Annotated in this window: 5 protein-coding genes, 2 tRNA genes and 6 rRNA genes; all 13 read left to right on the top strand. The window is 42.9% G+C overall.

The features are described 5' to 3' along the window. The first annotated feature begins 112 nt into the window (after positions 1–112). The 13 genes from ACB089_RS24790 to guaB all read left to right on the top strand — a co-directional run bounded on the left by ACB089_RS24790 (position 113) and on the right by guaB (position 18,176). A complete protein-coding gene (locus ACB089_RS24790; protein ID WP_368637191.1) occupies positions 113–1,195 on the top strand; it encodes an HD-GYP domain-containing protein in 1,083 nt (360 codons plus the stop codon). Between the two features lie 475 nt (positions 1,196–1,670). Beyond that, positions 1,671–3,222, top strand: a 16S ribosomal RNA gene (locus tag ACB089_RS24785). A 93-nt stretch (positions 3,223–3,315) separates the two neighbouring features. Beyond that, a tRNA-Ile gene (locus ACB089_RS24780) sits at positions 3,316–3,392 on the top strand. A 12-nt stretch (positions 3,393–3,404) separates the two neighbouring features. Beyond that, positions 3,405–3,480, top strand: a tRNA-Ala gene (locus tag ACB089_RS24775). An 89-nt stretch (positions 3,481–3,569) separates the two neighbouring features. Beyond that, a 23S ribosomal RNA gene (locus tag ACB089_RS24770) occupies positions 3,570–6,497 on the top strand. Between the two features lie 187 nt (positions 6,498–6,684). Next, a 5S ribosomal RNA gene (gene rrf, locus ACB089_RS24765) occupies positions 6,685–6,800 on the top strand. The 16S, 23S and 5S rRNA genes sit together here with 2 tRNA genes alongside, the layout of an rRNA operon. A gap of 346 nt (positions 6,801–7,146) precedes the next feature. Further along, positions 7,147–8,319, top strand: coding sequence for an ATP-grasp domain-containing protein (locus ACB089_RS24760; protein WP_374964366.1), 1,173 nt, complete (start codon positions 7,147–7,149; stop codon positions 8,317–8,319). A 36-nt stretch (positions 8,320–8,355) separates the two neighbouring features. Beyond that, positions 8,356–10,041, top strand: coding sequence for a methyl-accepting chemotaxis protein (locus ACB089_RS24755; RefSeq protein ID WP_374964364.1), 1,686 nt, complete (start codon positions 8,356–8,358; stop codon positions 10,039–10,041). A gap of 193 nt (positions 10,042–10,234) precedes the next feature. After that, the gene (locus ACB089_RS24750; RefSeq protein ID WP_374964362.1) at positions 10,235–11,128 is read left to right on the top strand and encodes a patatin-like phospholipase family protein; all 894 of its coding nucleotides are present in this window, start codon (positions 10,235–10,237) and stop codon (positions 11,126–11,128) included. Between the two features lie 309 nt (positions 11,129–11,437). Further along, positions 11,438–12,989, top strand: a 16S ribosomal RNA gene (locus ACB089_RS24745). Positions 12,990–13,171: 182 nt separating this feature from the next. Beyond that, positions 13,172–16,099 (top strand): 23S ribosomal RNA (locus ACB089_RS24740). A 187-nt stretch (positions 16,100–16,286) separates the two neighbouring features. Beyond that, positions 16,287–16,402: ribosomal RNA gene (rrf, locus tag ACB089_RS24735) — 5S ribosomal RNA — on the top strand. A 310-nt stretch (positions 16,403–16,712) separates the two neighbouring features. Next, entirely contained in the window at positions 16,713–18,176 is a 1,464-nt protein-coding gene (gene guaB, locus ACB089_RS24730) for an IMP dehydrogenase (protein ID WP_368638689.1), read from the top strand. Positions 18,177–18,296: the final 120 nt, after the last annotated feature.

Raw genomic sequence — 18,296 nt, 5'->3', positions numbered from 1 at the left:
TCATCGGTTTTTTTAGCATAAATTATGAAAAATAAGTAATTATTTTGAATTCGTGATAAAATGAAATTAACTTTATGTTTAAGCAGTGAAATAGTGAAGAGGTGTTAATCGGGTGGAAACAATATATGTTCCAATTCCAGAATTACGTGTTGGTAAAGTGATTTCTGAAGATATTTTTGCTAATACACAATATCCAATAATTTTTAAAAATACGATAATTTCCTATGACCATTTACAAGTTTTTTTTGCTTTTAATATCTCAAGAGTCCCAGTTTATAAAGATGGTAGAGAGGTTCAAGCAGAGACAATAGAAACAGAAATAGTTGTTCCACCAGAGGTTATTCCAACTTTTAAAAGGGTCTATGACAATTCTGTTGAGCAATTCAAAAAGGAATTTAAAAACTGGGAAGCTGGAGCAAAGGTAGATATTGCGAAAGCACGTAAAATTATCTTGCCATTATTAGAAATGGTTTTAGAAGATCGTACAATAATTTTTGATTTAAATGAGTATTCAAATCCAAAAGACTATTTGTACCATCATTGTGTAGCAACAGCATTGATTTCTGCAGTGATTGCACAAAAATTAGGCTATGACAGAGGAATTACAATTCAAGTTGCAATTGGAGGTTTATTAGCTGATTGTGGGATGGCAAAAGTTCATCCACGTATCCGTGATAAAAAAACAACCTTAACAGAGCAGGAGTTTGATGAAATTTATAAGCATCCGATTTATAGCTATCATATGGTCAAAGATTTAACAATCTTAAAGGATACAATGAAAGAGGCTATTTTCCAGCACCATGAGCGTTTAAACGGTAGTGGCTATCCGAAGGGTGAAAAAATTGCTAATATCTCTACTTTCGCACAAATTATTGCTGTTGCAGATGTATTCCATGCAATGACATGCGAGCGAGTTTATAGAACAAAGCAATCTTCTTTTAAAGTTATAGAGATGATTAATGAAGCTGAATTTGGAAAGTTTGATATTAAAGTAGTTCGTGCACTTATAGATATTGTTGCTGATCTCCCAATAGGTACAATAGTTGAACTATCTAATCTTGAACATGGCGAAGTAATGTTTGTAAATAAATTTGCACCAACTCGACCACTTATCAAATTAAGTCTTTCAGGGGAGATATTTGATTTAAGTAAAAATCGTACCTTCTATATTTCACGTATTATAACGAACTTATAATAGACGAAAGGCAACCCATTAACATTGGCGTTTGCCTTTTTTTATTTTTATTTCTGTCGACAAAGGTTTATGAGGTGAAAACAAAAGCGTCAGTAATATCTCGAAATATAACGAGATGAATACAAGAGAATTTTTATCTCAAAAAACAATTCAAATAGAGAATAACATCTCTTTAGAATTAATTAATCAATATTAATTAAAACCTTTAAACATAGTGATGTGATAGGAGAATAATAGATATATATAAACTATTGAATTATTTTATTGAGAAAGTGTTGACATAGTTTTAGATTCTTGATATTATAAGTAAGTCGCCAAGAGGTGATGCTTAAAACAAAGTAATGAACCTTGAAAACTGAACAAGCAAAACGTAATCAATAAAGTTTTAAGTAGCTAACCTTGAGTTAGTGAACGAAACAAAATTTTGGACATCAAACATGATGCCAGCAAAACAATTTGAGCTAATCAAATTTCTTTTATGGAGAGTTTGATCCTGGCTCAGGACGAACGCTGGCGGCGTGCCTAATACATGCAAGTCGAGCGAACAGAGAAGGAGCTTGCTCCTTTGACGTTAGCGGCGGACGGGTGAGTAACACGTGGGCAACCTACCTTATAGTTTGGGATAACTCCGGGAAACCGGGGCTAATACCGAATAATCTATTTTACTTCATGGTGAAATACTGAAAGACGGTTTCGGCTGTCGCTATAAGATGGGCCCGCGGCGCATTAGCTAGTTGGTGAGGTAACGGCTCACCAAGGCGACGATGCGTAGCCGACCTGAGAGGGTGATCGGCCACACTGGGACTGAGACACGGCCCAGACTCCTACGGGAGGCAGCAGTAGGGAATCTTCCACAATGGGCGAAAGCCTGATGGAGCAACGCCGCGTGAGTGAAGAAGGTTTTCGGATCGTAAAACTCTGTTGTAAGGGAAGAACAAGTACAGTAGTAACTGGCTGTACCTTGACGGTACCTTATTAGAAAGCCACGGCTAACTACGTGCCAGCAGCCGCGGTAATACGTAGGTGGCAAGCGTTGTCCGGAATTATTGGGCGTAAAGCGCGCGCAGGCGGTCCTTTAAGTCTGATGTGAAAGCCCACGGCTCAACCGTGGAGGGTCATTGGAAACTGGGGGACTTGAGTGCAGAAGAGGAAAGTGGAATTCCAAGTGTAGCGGTGAAATGCGTAGAGATTTGGAGGAACACCAGTGGCGAAGGCGACTTTCTGGTCTGTAACTGACGCTGAGGCGCGAAAGCGTGGGGAGCAAACAGGATTAGATACCCTGGTAGTCCACGCCGTAAACGATGAGTGCTAAGTGTTAGGGGGTTTCCGCCCCTTAGTGCTGCAGCTAACGCATTAAGCACTCCGCCTGGGGAGTACGGTCGCAAGACTGAAACTCAAAGGAATTGACGGGGGCCCGCACAAGCGGTGGAGCATGTGGTTTAATTCGAAGCAACGCGAAGAACCTTACCAGGTCTTGACATCCCGTTGACCACTGTAGAGATATAGTTTTCCCTTCGGGGACAACGGTGACAGGTGGTGCATGGTTGTCGTCAGCTCGTGTCGTGAGATGTTGGGTTAAGTCCCGCAACGAGCGCAACCCTTGATCTTAGTTGCCATCATTTAGTTGGGCACTCTAAGGTGACTGCCGGTGACAAACCGGAGGAAGGTGGGGATGACGTCAAATCATCATGCCCCTTATGACCTGGGCTACACACGTGCTACAATGGACGATACAAACGGTTGCCAACTCGCGAGAGGGAGCTAATCCGATAAAGTCGTTCTCAGTTCGGATTGTAGGCTGCAACTCGCCTACATGAAGCCGGAATCGCTAGTAATCGCGGATCAGCATGCCGCGGTGAATACGTTCCCGGGCCTTGTACACACCGCCCGTCACACCACGAGAGTTTGTAACACCCGAAGTCGGTGGGGTAACCTTTTGGAGCCAGCCGCCGAAGGTGGGATAGATGATTGGGGTGAAGTCGTAACAAGGTAGCCGTATCGGAAGGTGCGGCTGGATCACCTCCTTTCTAAGGATATTTTCGGAATACAAACCTAGGGTTTGTAAGATTACGTTTTGCGTTCAGTTTTGAAGGTTTATGAAAAAAATAAAACTTCTAAGAGGGCCTATAGCTCAGCTGGTTAGAGCGCACGCCTGATAAGCGTGAGGTCGATGGTTCGAGTCCATTTAGGCCCACCATATATACCTCTTGGGGCCTTAGCTCAGCTGGGAGAGCGCCTGCCTTGCACGCAGGAGGTCAGCGGTTCGATCCCGCTAGGCTCCACCATTTTTTTGTTCTTTGAAAACTGGATAAAACGACATTGAAATTGTAACAAACACATTTATTTTTTAAGTTTTTTATAGGCTTAATAACTTGGTTAAGTTATTAAGGGCGCACGGCGAATGCCTTGGCACTAGGAGCCGAAGAAGGACGGCACTAACACCGATATGCTTCGGGGAGCTGTAAGTGAGCTTTGATCCGGAGATTTCCGAATGGGGGAACCCACTACGTTTAATCGCGTAGTATCTTGACGTGAATTCATAGCGTCTTGAAGGCAGACCCAGGGAACTGAAACATCTAAGTACCTGGAGGAAGAGAAAGAAAAATCGATTCCCTGAGTAGCGGCGAGCGAAACGGGAAGAGCCCAAACCAAGAGGCTTGCCTCTTGGGGTTGTAGGACACTCTATACGGAGTTACAAAAGAGCGAGTTAGATGAAGCGACTTGGAAAGGTCCGCCAGAGCAGGTAAAAGCCCTGTAGTCGAAAGTTCGTTCTCTCCTGAGTGGATCCTGAGTACGGCGGAACACGTGAAATTCCGTCGGAATCCGGGAGGACCATCTCCCAAGGCTAAATACTACCTAGTGACCGATAGTGAACCAGTACCGTGAGGGAAAGGTGAAAAGCACCCCGGAAGGGGAGTGAAAGAGATCCTGAAACCGTGTGCCTACAAGTAGTTAGAGCCCGTTAATGGGTGATAGCGTGCCTTTTGTAGAATGAACCGGCGAGTTACGATTACGTGCGAGGTTAAGCTTTAGAAGGCGGAGCCGCAGCGAAAGCGAGTCTGAATAGGGCGAATTAGTACGTGGTCGTAGACCCGAAACCAGGTGATCTACCCATGTCCAGGGTGAAGGTGAGGTAACACTTACTGGAGGCCCGAACCCACGCACGTTGAAAAGTGCGGGGATGAGGTGTGGGTAGCGGAGAAATTCCAATCGAACTTGGAGATAGCTGGTTCTCTCCGAAATAGCTTTAGGGCTAGCCTCGTGATGAGAATACTGGAGGTAGAGCACTGTTTGGACTAGGGGGCCATCCCGGTTTACCGAATTCAGACAAACTCCGAATGCCAGATATTTATACACGGGAGTCAGACTGCGAGTGATAAGATCCGTAGTCAAAAGGGAAACAGCCCAGACCACCAGCTAAGGTCCCAAAGTAATCGTTAAGTGGAAAAGGATGTGGCGTTGCACAGACAACCAGGATGTTGGCTTAGAAGCAGCCATCATTTAAAGAGTGCGTAATAGCTCACTGGTCGAGTGACGCTGCGCCGAAAATGTATCGGGGCTAAACGATTCACCGAAGCTGTGGATTGACATCTACGATGTCAGTGGTAGGAGAGCGTTCTAAGTGCGTTGAAGTCAGACCGGAAGGACTGGTGGAGCGCTTAGAAGTGAGAATGCCGGTATGAGTAGCGAAAGACGGGTGAGAATCCCGTCCACCGTATGACTAAGGTTTCCTGAGGAAGGCTCGTCCGCTCAGGGTTAGTCGGGACCTAAGCCGAGGCCGATAGGCGTAGGCGATGGACAACAGGTTGATATTCCTGTACCACCTCCTCACCGTTTGAGAAATGGGGGGACGCAGTAGGATAGGGTAAGCGCGCCGTTGGTTGTGCGCGTCCAAGCAGTAAGGCGTGTGTGTAGGCAAATCCGCACACTGTAACGTTGAGCTGTGATGGCGAGTCCGTATGGACGAAGTTCCTGATTTCACACTGCCAAGAAAAGCCTCTATCGAGGTGAGAGGTGCCCGTACCGCAAACCGACACAGGTAGTCGAGGAGAGAATCCTAAGGTGTGCGAGAGAACTCTCGTTAAGGAACTCGGCAAAATGACCCCGTAACTTCGGGAGAAGGGGTGCTCTTGAGCGTGCAAGCGCATGAGAGCCGCAGTGAATAGGCCCAGGCGACTGTTTAGCAAAAACACAGGTCTCTGCAAAACCGTAAGGTGACGTATAGGGGCTGACGCCTGCCCGGTGCTGGAAGGTTAAGAGGAGTGGTTAGCGCAAGCGAAGCTGCGAATTGAAGCCCCAGTAAACGGCGGCCGTAACTATAACGGTCCTAAGGTAGCGAAATTCCTTGTCGGGTAAGTTCCGACCCGCACGAAAGGCGTAACGATCTGGGCACTGTCTCAACGAGAGACTCGGTGAAATTATAGTACCTGTGAAGATGCAGGTTACCCGCGACAGGACGGAAAGACCCCGTGGAGCTTTACTGTAGCCTGATATTGAATTTTGGTACAACTTGTACAGGATAGGTAGGAGCCAGAGATCTCGGAGCGCCAGCTTCGAAGGAGGCGTCGGTGGGATACTACCCTGGTTGTATTGAAATTCTAACCCATGCCCCTTAGCGGGGCAGGAGACAGTGTCAGGCGGACAGTTTGACTGGGGCGGTCGCCTCCTAAAAGGTAACGGAGGCGCCCAAAGGTTCCCTCAGAATGGTTGGAAATCATTCGTAGAGTGTAAAGGCACAAGGGAGCTTGACTGCGAGACCTACAAGTCGAGCAGGGTCGAAAGACGGGCTTAGTGATCCGGTGGTTCCGCATGGAAGGGCCATCGCTCAACGGATAAAAGCTACCCCGGGGATAACAGGCTTATCTCCCCCAAGAGTCCACATCGACGGGGAGGTTTGGCACCTCGATGTCGGCTCATCGCATCCTGGGGCTGTAGTCGGTCCCAAGGGTTGGGCTGTTCGCCCATTAAAGCGGTACGCGAGCTGGGTTCAGAACGTCGTGAGACAGTTCGGTCCCTATCCGTCGTGGGCGTAGGAAATTTGAGAGGAGCTGTCCTTAGTACGAGAGGACCGGGATGGACACACCGCTGGTGTACCAGTTGTCTTGCCAAAGGCATCGCTGGGTAGCTATGTGTGGACGGGATAAGTGCTGAAAGCATCTAAGCATGAAGCCCCCCTCAAGATGAGATTTCCCATTACGCAAGTAAGTAAGATCCCTCAAAGACGATGAGGTAGATAGGTTCGAGGTGGAAGTGTGGTGACACATGGAGCTGACGAATACTAATCGATCGAGGACTTAACCATAATGTTTGAAACATTCAATGCACCGTTTATCCAGTTTTGAAAGAATAATTTCTTTTAACCAAGGGTTTCAAGATACGAGTAGTTCGAGGAAGCGATGGAGAGAAGGAAGGAGCGTACTCAAGTACGTGACTGACTGAACGACAGAAGCTGACGAAGAAATACGATGTATATTGAAAGCCGATAATAGTCTAGTGATGATGGCAAAGAGGTCACACCCGTTCCCATACCGAACACGGAAGTTAAGCTCTTTAGCGCCGATGGTAGTTGGGGGCTTCCCCCTGTGAGAGTAGGACGTCGCTAGGCAAATGAGACAGTCAGCTATATGCTGGCTGTTTTTTTTTATAAAATTATAAAAAATAATATACCAATAAAAAAATCAAGAAGCTTAAATAACCAGCTTCTTGATTTTTTTTAGTTATTAACTTTAGCAAAGATAATTTTTATGTAGTTAAAAATACTTAGTAGTATATAGATATTTAATTATACTTTTTATCAATCACGGTGTAATATTACCTATAGTTTAATGAGTTGAAATTATGGATTTTATGGGTATTTTATATTAAGATAGGGAATGGTTATTTTTTCATACTTTTATAGATTGTTTTAGAATATAGATCTGTAAAAAAATACATGAATAGGAGTGTAAAAGTTGATAATACTAGATAGACCTTATGTTTCTGATTTATTAGCGCAAACAGTTAGTAAGAATAAAATTCCGGTTATCAAATTAAATGAAGTTTTTATACCAAACGAATCTGCTATAAATTTAAAAAAGGTAGATGATTTGTTGATTGAATTAGAGAAGGGGAATTCTCCAATTCTCTTTAACTCTGAAAATGGACTTAATATTTTATCAAAATATGCGCCTGATCACTATTTAACAACTGTTACAGATATTTTGAAAAATAAAGTTACTTTCAGGAAAACATTAAGTAGACATTATAAAGATTTCTTTTTCACAGAAGTTTCTCTAAAAGAATTAGAAGAATTAGATTCTAATTTACTCCCGTTCCCTATTATTGTTAAACCTGCTATAGGATATTCCAGTATAGGTGTACATCGAATTGATAAAGTAGAGGAATATAATGAAACTATTAAACAACTTAAATCTGAAATGGAAGTTACAGGTTCAGAGTATCCAATCGAAGTTATAAATAGTCAAACATTTATAATCGAGAAGTTAATTGAAGGTGATGAATACGCTGTTGACGCCTATTTTTCAGAAGATGGGGAACCAGTCATCCTAAATCTCTTTAAAAGAATGTTTAGGCATGAGAAAGACATGAGCGATAGAATTTACTATACGAGTAAGCAAGTAATAAATGAGTCTCTCCATAAAATTCAAGAATTTTTAAGAACTATTTCATCATTCTTCGCTTTAAAACTTGCCCCTATACATATTGAAGTGCGCATTGATCGTGATGGACAAATTGTCCCTATTGAAGTAAATCCACTTAGATTTGCTGGTATAGGGACAAACGAACTTGGTGTTTATGCATATGGTGTAAACGCATGTGAATACTTTTTTAAACAACAAAAGCCTGATTGGGGAAATATAGTTAATCAAATGGATGATTCAATTTATAGTTTCTGTTGTGCTGAAATAGATGCATCTATTGATTGTAAGAAAGTTAAATCTATTAATCATGAAGCCTTTAAACTAAATTTTGATGAAATTTTAGAGTATCGACCAATGAAAATTAATGAAAGCTCTACTTTTGCTGTAATATTCCATAAATCACCGGATCTAAAAGAAAATATAAGGTTATTGAATTTAGATCTAGATCAATATATTACGTTAAAAGAATTGGTACTTGCTTAATATTGATGAATTTTTTTATTACAGTTAGGAGCGTTAATGTTGTTAAAAAGAATGACAATTAGAAAGAAAATATTATTAAACGTACTAATGCCTATTGTTGTTATAAGCACAATTTTTAGTTTTGTCATTTTTTTTGTAGCTGATCATTTAATTGATGGGTATATTATTCCTCAATTTGAAAAGAGCTTAACAATGAAAATGGAGGAATTTGATGAGCTGTTTGATAAAGAATTAATCAATAGTGCTAAAACAAACAAAAGTGCATATGAAGAATTAGTGTCTAAAGGAAATGCATTTCAAGAAAAGTATGATTTAGAAAATGTTTATATTATGAGTAAAGTAGATAATAAAGAAGTCATTCTATTTTTAGGTAATGACGATAAGTATTTATCACCACTAGCGTTTACAGATGAACAAAAAGCTGCGTTAGGTACAACAAAGATGGTTACGAGTGATATTTATATAGATGATTACGGTGCTCATAAGTCTACATTTTTACAAGTTCAAGGAACAGATTCTGTTTTAGGATTAGATGAAGATGCAGATTTTATAGTTGATTTAGAAAATGTATTAATAATAATTTGTATAGTATTAGCACTTGTATTTATTGTCGGAAGTGGTGTACTAGCATACTTCACTGCTAAAAGAATTTCTGAACCGTTAAATAACCTGGTAGATTATACTAAAGTAATTGCAGCTGGTGATTTGACACAGGAATTAAAAAGTACAAGTAATGACGAAATTGGTCAGCTTGCATCAAGTTTTAATAGTATGCAAATACAGTTAAAAGAAGTTATAGGCCATGTATCCTCAACTGCAGACTATGTAGTAAATGGATCTAAAGAATTGACTCACAGTATAGAGCAAGTGACAGAAATGGCTAATCAGGTATCAGCAGCGATTCAGGAAGTTTCGGTAAGTAGTGAAATGATAACAACTGGGGCCATTCAAAATCAAATTGCTATTAGGGAAATATCAGAGGGTATAGCAGAAATTACAGAATCTACTACAAATGTTTCTAATGAATCTATTAGGACCTCTGAAGAATCCAATCAAGGTAATAATGTTATTCAAAAATCCGTACAAGGTATTGATGCAATTAACGAGCTTTCGAAAGCTTCTATGCAAATGACAGAACAAATGCATCAACGTTCTAAAGAAGTGGGACAAATTACAAATGTAATTACAAGTATTTCAGATCAAATTAATTTACTTGCTTTAAATGCAGCTATTGAGGCTGCTCGTGCAGGTGAATACGGAAAAGGGTTTGCTGTTGTTGCAGATGAAATAAGACATTTAGCAGAACAATCTGCCCAATCAGCGAATGACATTACTAAATTAATCTCTGAAATGCAAAACAATTCTAATGAATCTGTTGAAGCTATTACGAGAGTAGTAAATGAAATTGATCACGAGACTGTCGCAGTAAGAATGGCTGGAGATACTTTCCAAAAAATCTCATCTTTAATTTCAAACATTAGTATGCGAACACAATCAATTGCTTCGACAGTAGAACAAATATCAGCAAGCTCTGAACAAGTATTGGGGACTACTGAGACAACTGTGCAATCATTGGAGCAAACATCAGCAGGTACTCAACATATTGCTTCAACTATGCAAGAGCAATCTGCTTTTATGGAAGAGATGCTAGGAACAGCTAATCAAGTAAATGAGATGGTTGAAAACTTAAAAGGTCAAATTTCACATTTTAAAATTAAGTAATCAAAGTAATAATATTAACTAAATTAAAAGGATTAGCTCTATATTGAACAGAGCTAATCCTTTTAATATTTTTAGATCCGCATGACAGTATCATAGTAGTTTAATAATTCGACAAAATACTCATCGAGTTCGTTCTATTTGTATATAGCTCTTTGTATAATGTAACGATTACCTTAAAAAAGGAGAGGGAATTTTGTGGATTGATGGTGTTTTTTCTGGTGGAGGTTTGAAGGGGTTTGCACTAGTTGGGGCGTATCAAGTATTAGAAGCTGAAAATTTTCGGTTTAAAAGGGTAGCAGGAACGAGTGCAGGGGCTATTTTAGCTGCTTTTATTGCTTCAGGATATAGCGGTAAAGAAATCCAAACTATGCTAGAAGAGTTGGATGTACCTTCACTACTAGATCCAAGGAGAACAATATTACCATTTCCGTTTATGAAGTGGGTCAATGTTTATCACCATTTAGGTTTATATAAAGGAAAAGCTTTGGAAAAATGGTTTTTTCAGAAATTAGCTAAAAAGGGAGTTTATACTTTCGGGGATCTACCTAAAGACTCGTTAAAATTAGTTGCGTCCGATTTAACAAACGGCAGAATCATTGTTTTACCAGATGATTTACACAACTATCATATTGATGCAAGTAATTTCTCAGTGGCTTGTGCATTACGTATGAGCTGTGGGATTCCATTTTTCTTTGAACCTGTCACATTAAAAACAGGGAAAGGTGAATCTGTTATTGTAGATGGTGGTGTATTGAGTAATTTTCCATTATGGGTATTTGATGATAAAGAAGGACGTAAAGTACGACCTATTTTAGGGCTAAAATTAAGTAGACGTAGAGAAGAACAATGTCCACACGAAATTAAAAATGGATTAAATTTATTTGAAGCTTTATTTTCGACTATGAAAGATGCTCATGATGAAAGATATATCTCGAGACGACATGAGAGAGATATTATTTTCATTCCTGTCGATGATTATAGTGCTACACAATTTGATTTAGATGAAGAAACTAAGGAAACGCTGCTAGAAATCGGCAGAAACCGTACTATTCAATTTTTAAAAACATGGCCAAGATTTAAGTTATAAAACTTTTTAAAAAAACGATAGAAAACTATTGACGTTCTATAGGAGTAAGTGATATTATATAAAAGTTGCTGCTGAACAAACAGCTAGAACAATATAAAAATAAAATAACTGTTTGACATTATATACGAAACATGTTATTATATAAAAGTTAACTCTTAACGAAGAGATAACGAAATGAACCTTGAAAACTGAACAAGCAAAACGTAATCAATAAAGTTTTTAGTAGCTAACCTTGAGTTAGTGAACGAAACAAAATTTTGGACATCAAACATGATGCCAGCAAAACAATTTGAGCTAATCAAATTTCTTTTTATGGAGAGTTTGATCCTGGCTCAGGACGAACGCTGGCGGCGTGCCTAATACATGCAAGTCGAGCGAACAGAAAAGGAGCTTGCTCCTTTGACGTTAGCGGCGGACGGGTGAGTAACACGTGGGCAACCTACCTTATAGTTTGGGATAACTCCGGGAAACCGGGGCTAATACCGAATAATCTATTTTACTTCATGGTGAAATACTGAAAGACGGTTTCGGCTGTCGCTATAAGATGGGCCCGCGGCGCATTAGCTAGTTGGTGAGGTAACGGCTCACCAAGGCGACGATGCGTAGCCGACCTGAGAGGGTGATCGGCCACACTGGGACTGAGACACGGCCCAGACTCCTACGGGAGGCAGCAGTAGGGAATCTTCCACAATGGGCGAAAGCCTGATGGAGCAACGCCGCGTGAGTGAAGAAGGTTTTCGGATCGTAAAACTCTGTTGTAAGGGAAGAACAAGTACAGTAGTAACTGGCTGTACCTTGACGGTACCTTATTAGAAAGCCACGGCTAACTACGTGCCAGCAGCCGCGGTAATACGTAGGTGGCAAGCGTTGTCCGGAATTATTGGGCGTAAAGCGCGCGCAGGCGGTCCTTTAAGTCTGATGTGAAAGCCCACGGCTCAACCGTGGAGGGTCATTGGAAACTGGGGGACTTGAGTGCAGAAGAGGAAAGTGGAATTCCAAGTGTAGCGGTGAAATGCGTAGAGATTTGGAGGAACACCAGTGGCGAAGGCGACTTTCTGGTCTGTAACTGACGCTGAGGCGCGAAAGCGTGGGGAGCAAACAGGATTAGATACCCTGGTAGTCCACGCCGTAAACGATGAGTGCTAAGTGTTAGGGGGTTTCCGCCCCTTAGTGCTGCAGCTAACGCATTAAGCACTCCGCCTGGGGAGTACGGTCGCAAGACTGAAACTCAAAGGAATTGACGGGGGCCCGCACAAGCGGTGGAGCATGTGGTTTAATTCGAAGCAACGCGAAGAACCTTACCAGGTCTTGACATCCCGTTGACCACTGTAGAGATATGGTTTTCCCTTCGGGGACAACGGTGACAGGTGGTGCATGGTTGTCGTCAGCTCGTGTCGTGAGATGTTGGGTTAAGTCCCGCAACGAGCGCAACCCTTGATCTTAGTTGCCATCATTTAGTTGGGCACTCTAAGGTGACTGCCGGTGACAAACCGGAGGAAGGTGGGGATGACGTCAAATCATCATGCCCCTTATGACCTGGGCTACACACGTGCTACAATGGACGATACAAACGGTTGCCAACTCGCGAGAGGGAGCTAATCCGATAAAGTCGTTCTCAGTTCGGATTGTAGGCTGCAACTCGCCTACATGAAGCCGGAATCGCTAGTAATCGCGGATCAGCATGCCGCGGTGAATACGTTCCCGGGCCTTGTACACACCGCCCGTCACACCACGAGAGTTTGTAACACCCGAAGTCGGTGGGGTAACCTTTTGGAGCCAGCCGCCGAAGGTGGGATAGATGATTGGGGTGAAGTCGTAACAAGGTAGCCGTATCGGAAGGTGCGGCTGGATCACCTCCTTTCTAAGGATATTTTCGGAATACAAACCTAGGGTTTGTAAGATTACGTTTTGCGTTCAGTTTTGAAGGTTCATTCTTATGAATGAAACACTTCAAAACTTGTTCTTTGAAAACTGGATAAAACGACATTGAAATTGTAACAAACACATTTATTTTTTAAGTTTTTTTTATAGGCTTAATAACTTGGTTAAGTTATTAAGGGCGCACGGCGAATGCCTTGGCACTAGGAGCCGAAGAAGGACGGCACTAACACCGATATGCTTCGGGGAGCTGTAAGTGAGCTTTGATCCGGAGATTTCCGAATGGGGGAACCCACTACGTTTAATCGCGTAGTATCTTGACGTGAATTCATAGCGTCTTGAAGGCAGACCCAGGGAACTGAAACATCTAAGTACCTGGAGGAAGAGAAAGAAAAATCGATTCCCTGAGTAGCGGCGAGCGAAACGGGAAGAGCCCAAACCAAGAGGCTTGCCTCTTGGGGTTGTAGGACACTCTATACGGAGTTACAAAAGAGCGAGTTAGATGAAGCGACTTGGAAAGGTCCGCCAGAGCAGGTAAAAGCCCTGTAGTCGAAAGTTCGTTCTCTCCTGAGTGGATCCTGAGTACGGCGGAACACGTGAAATTCCGTCGGAATCCGGGAGGACCATCTCCCAAGGCTAAATACTACCTAGTGACCGATAGTGAACCAGTACCGTGAGGGAAAGGTGAAAAGCACCCCGGAAGGGGAGTGAAAGAGATCCTGAAACCGTGTGCCTACAAGTAGTTAGAGCCCGTTAATGGGTGATAGCGTGCCTTTTGTAGAATGAACCGGCGAGTTACGATTACGTGCGAGGTTAAGCTTTAGAAGGCGGAGCCGCAGCGAAAGCGAGTCTGAATAGGGCGAATTAGTACGTGGTCGTAGACCCGAAACCAGGTGATCTACCCATGTCCAGGGTGAAGGTGAGGTAACACTTACTGGAGGCCCGAACCCACGCACGTTGAAAAGTGCGGGGATGAGGTGTGGGTAGCGGAGAAATTCCAATCGAACTTGGAGATAGCTGGTTCTCTCCGAAATAGCTTTAGGGCTAGCCTCGTGATGAGAATACTGGAGGTAGAGCACTGTTTGGACTAGGGGGCCATCCCGGTTTACCGAATTCAGACAAACTCCGAATGCCAGATATTTATACACGGGAGTCAGACTGCGAGTGATAAGATCCGTAGTCAAAAGGGAAACAGCCCAGACCACCAGCTAAGGTCCCAAAGTAATCGTTAAGTGGAAAAGGATGTGGCGTTGCACAGACAACCAGGATGTTGGCTTAGAAGCAGCCATCATTTAAAGAGTGCGTAATAGCTCACTGGTCGAGTGACGCTGCGCCGAAAATGTATCGGGGCTAAACGATTCACCGAAGCTGTGGATTGACATCTACGATGTCAGTGGTAGGAGAGCGTTCTAAGTGCGTTGAAGTCAGACCGGAAGGACTGGTGGAGCGCTTAGAAGTGAGAATGCCGGTATGAGTAGCGAAAGACGGGTGAGAATCCCGTCCACCGTATGACTAAGGTTTCCTGAGGAAGGCTCGTCCGCTCAGGGTTAGTCGGGACCTAAGCCGAGGCCGATAGGCGTAGGCGATGGACAACAGGTTGATATTCCTGTACCACCTCCTCACCGTTTGAGAAATGGGGGGACGCAGTAGGATAGGGTAAGCGCGCCGTTGGTTGTGCGCGTCCAAGCAGTAAGGCGTGTGTGTAGGCAAATCCGCACACTGTAACGTTGAGCTGTGATGGCGAGTCCGTATGGACGAAGTTCCTGATTTCACACTGCCAAGAAAAGCCTCTATCGAGGTGAGAGGTGCCCGTACCGCAAACCGACACAGGTAGTCGAGGAGAGAATCCTAAGGTGTGCGAGAGAACTCTCGTTAAGGAACTCGGCAAAATGACCCCGTAACTTCGGGAGAAGGGGTGCTCTTGAGCGTGCAAGCGCATGAGAGCCGCAGTGAATAGGCCCAGGCGACTGTTTAGCAAAAACACAGGTCTCTGCAAAACCGTAAGGTGACGTATAGGGGCTGACGCCTGCCCGGTGCTGGAAGGTTAAGAGGAGTGGTTAGCGCAAGCGAAGCTGCGAATTGAAGCCCCAGTAAACGGCGGCCGTAACTATAACGGTCCTAAGGTAGCGAAATTCCTTGTCGGGTAAGTTCCGACCCGCACGAAAGGCGTAACGATCTGGGCACTGTCTCAACGAGAGACTCGGTGAAATTATAGTACCTGTGAAGATGCAGGTTACCCGCGACAGGACGGAAAGACCCCGTGGAGCTTTACTGTAGCCTGATATTGAATTTTGGTACAGCTTGTACAGGATAGGTAGGAGCCAGAGATCTCGGAGCGCCAGCTTCGAAGGAGGCGTCGGTGGGATACTACCCTGGTTGTATTGAAATTCTAACCCATGCCCCTTAGCGGGGCAGGAGACAGTGTCAGGCGGACAGTTTGACTGGGGCGGTCGCCTCCTAAAAGGTAACGGAGGCGCCCAAAGGTTCCCTCAGAATGGTTGGAAATCATTCGTAGAGTGTAAAGGCACAAGGGAGCTTGACTGCGAGACCTACAAGTCGAGCAGGGTCGAAAGACGGGCTTAGTGATCCGGTGGTTCCGCATGGAAGGGCCATCGCTCAACGGATAAAAGCTACCCCGGGGATAACAGGCTTATCTCCCCCAAGAGTCCACATCGACGGGGAGGTTTGGCACCTCGATGTCGGCTCATCGCATCCTGGGGCTGTAGTCGGTCCCAAGGGTTGGGCTGTTCGCCCATTAAAGCGGTACGCGAGCTGGGTTCAGAACGTCGTGAGACAGTTCGGTCCCTATCCGTCGTGGGCGTAGGAAATTTGAGAGGAGCTGTCCTTAGTACGAGAGGACCGGGATGGACACACCGCTGGTGTACCAGTTGTCTTGCCAAAGGCATCGCTGGGTAGCTATGTGTGGACGGGATAAGTGCTGAAAGCATCTAAGCATGAAGCCCCCCTCAAGATGAGATTTCCCATTACGCAAGTAAGTAAGATCCCTCAAAGACGATGAGGTAGATAGGTTCGAGGTGGAAGTGTGGTGACACATGGAGCTGACGAATACTAATCGATCGAGGACTTAACCATAATGTTTGAAACATTCAATGCACCGTTTATCCAGTTTTGAAAGAATAATTTCTTTTAACCAAGGGTTTCAAGATACGAGTAGTTCGAGGAAGCGATGGAGAGAAGGAAGGAGCGTACTCAAGTACGTGACTGACTGAACGACAGAAGCTGACGAAGAAATACGATGTATATTGAAAGCCGATAATAGTCTAGTGATGATGGCAAAGAGGTCACACCCGTTCCCATACCGAACACGGAAGTTAAGCTCTTTAGCGCCGATGGTAGTTGGGGGCTTCCCCCTGTGAGAGTAGGACGTCGCTAGGCAAAGAAAACAGTCAGCTGTGTGCTGGCTGTTTTTTATTTTTTATGAAAATCATTAATAATTTATCAATAATTTTGCAAAAATTGCTTAAAATTAAGATAGGACAGGTTTTAGCTAATGTTTATATACTAATAGAAGAAAGAAAATTGAAAAGGCCTCATTTTTGTCCATGTGAAAGGGGACGAAAAACTATAAGAATTACTGCCTTAAAAAATCTGAATTGTCTTTCTTTTATAAGTTTCTTGACAGTAGCCTAGCTCGTTGTTAATCTTACAATTAATATTCTTTTCACTATAGGAGGAAGTTACGATAATGTGGGAAACTAAATTTGCCAAAGAAGGTTTAACTTTTGATGATGTATTATTAGTACCAGCTCATTCAGAAGTATTACCGAAAGACGTTGATTTATCAGTTCAACTAACACCGAAGATTAAATTAAATATTCCAATGGTCAGTGCAGGCATGGATACAGTTACAGAATCTAAAATGGCAATTGCTATGGCACGTCAAGGTGGTATCGGTATTATCCATAAGAACATGGGTATTGATGAGCAAGCTGAGCAAGTAGAAAAAGTAAAACGTTCTGAAAATGGTGTTATTACAAACCCATTCTTCTTAACTCCGACTCACCAAGTTTTTGATGCTGAACATTTAATGGGCAAATACCGAATTTCGGGTGTACCAATTGTTGATAGTATGGAAAACCAAAAGCTAGTAGGGATCATTACAAACCGTGACTTACGTTTTATTTCTGACTATTCTTTAAAAATTGAAGACGTTATGACAAAAGAAGATTTGATTACAGCTCCTGTTGGAACGACTTTAGAGGATGCTGAAAAGATTCTTCAACAATATAAAATCGAAAAACTACCAATTGTGGATGAAGAAGGTAAATTAACTGGATTAATCACAATTAAGGATATTGAAAAAGTAATTGAGTTCCCTAACGCTGCAAAAGACATACACGGTCGTTTATTAGTAGGGGCAGCAGTTGGTGTTTCAAAAGATACGATGCTACGTATTGAGAAGCTTGTTGAAGCACAAGTAGATATCGTAGTAATCGATACAGCACACGGTCATTCTGAGGGAGTATTACAAACAATTCGCTCTATCCGTGAGACGTATCCAGAGTTAGAAATTATCGCTGGTAACGTGGCAACAGGTGAAGGTGCACGCGCATTATTTGAAGCTGGTGCAGATGTAGTGAAAGTTGGTATTGGACCAGGTTCTATCTGTACTACACGCGTAGTAGCTGGTGTAGGTGTACCACAAATTACAGCTGTTTATGATTGTGCAACAGTAGCTCGTGAGCTTGATAAAACAATTATTGCTGATGGAGGTATTAAATACTCTGGAGACATTGTAAAAGCTCTTGCAGCAGGTGGTAACGTTGTAATGCTTGGTTCACTTCTTGCAGGTACTTCTGAATCTCCTGGCGAAACTGAAATCTTCCAAGGTCGTCGTTTCAAAGTTTACCGTGGTATGGGTTCAATTGGAGCTATGGAAAAAGGTTCAAAAGATCGTTATTTCCAAGAAGATGCGAAAAAATTAGTACCAGAAGGTATTGAGGGCCGTCTTCCATACAAAGGACCTCTAGCAGATACAATTTATCAACTAATCGGTGGTATTCGTGCAGGTATGGGCTATTGCGGATCACCTAACCTTGAGTTCTTACGTGAAAATGCTCAGTTTGTTCGAATGACAGGTGCAGGTCTACGTGAATCACATCCACATGATGTACAAATCACAAAAGAATCACCAAACTATTCGATGTAATATATTACTAGCAACTTTTATGCTCTCGAATCGTCTACAAAGATGGCGCGAGAGCATTTTTTTATGGTAGAGAGTGCGCACGGAATCAACTTTCTATGATAAAATGTCGAGGACAAGATT

Source organism: Lysinibacillus sp. RS10, assembly GCF_041956855.1.
GTDB lineage: Bacteria > Bacillota > Bacilli > Bacillales_A > Planococcaceae > Lysinibacillus > Lysinibacillus xylanilyticus_A.
The sequence above is the reverse complement of the archived record's forward strand: the minus strand, read 5'-3'. Positions and strand labels throughout refer to the sequence as shown.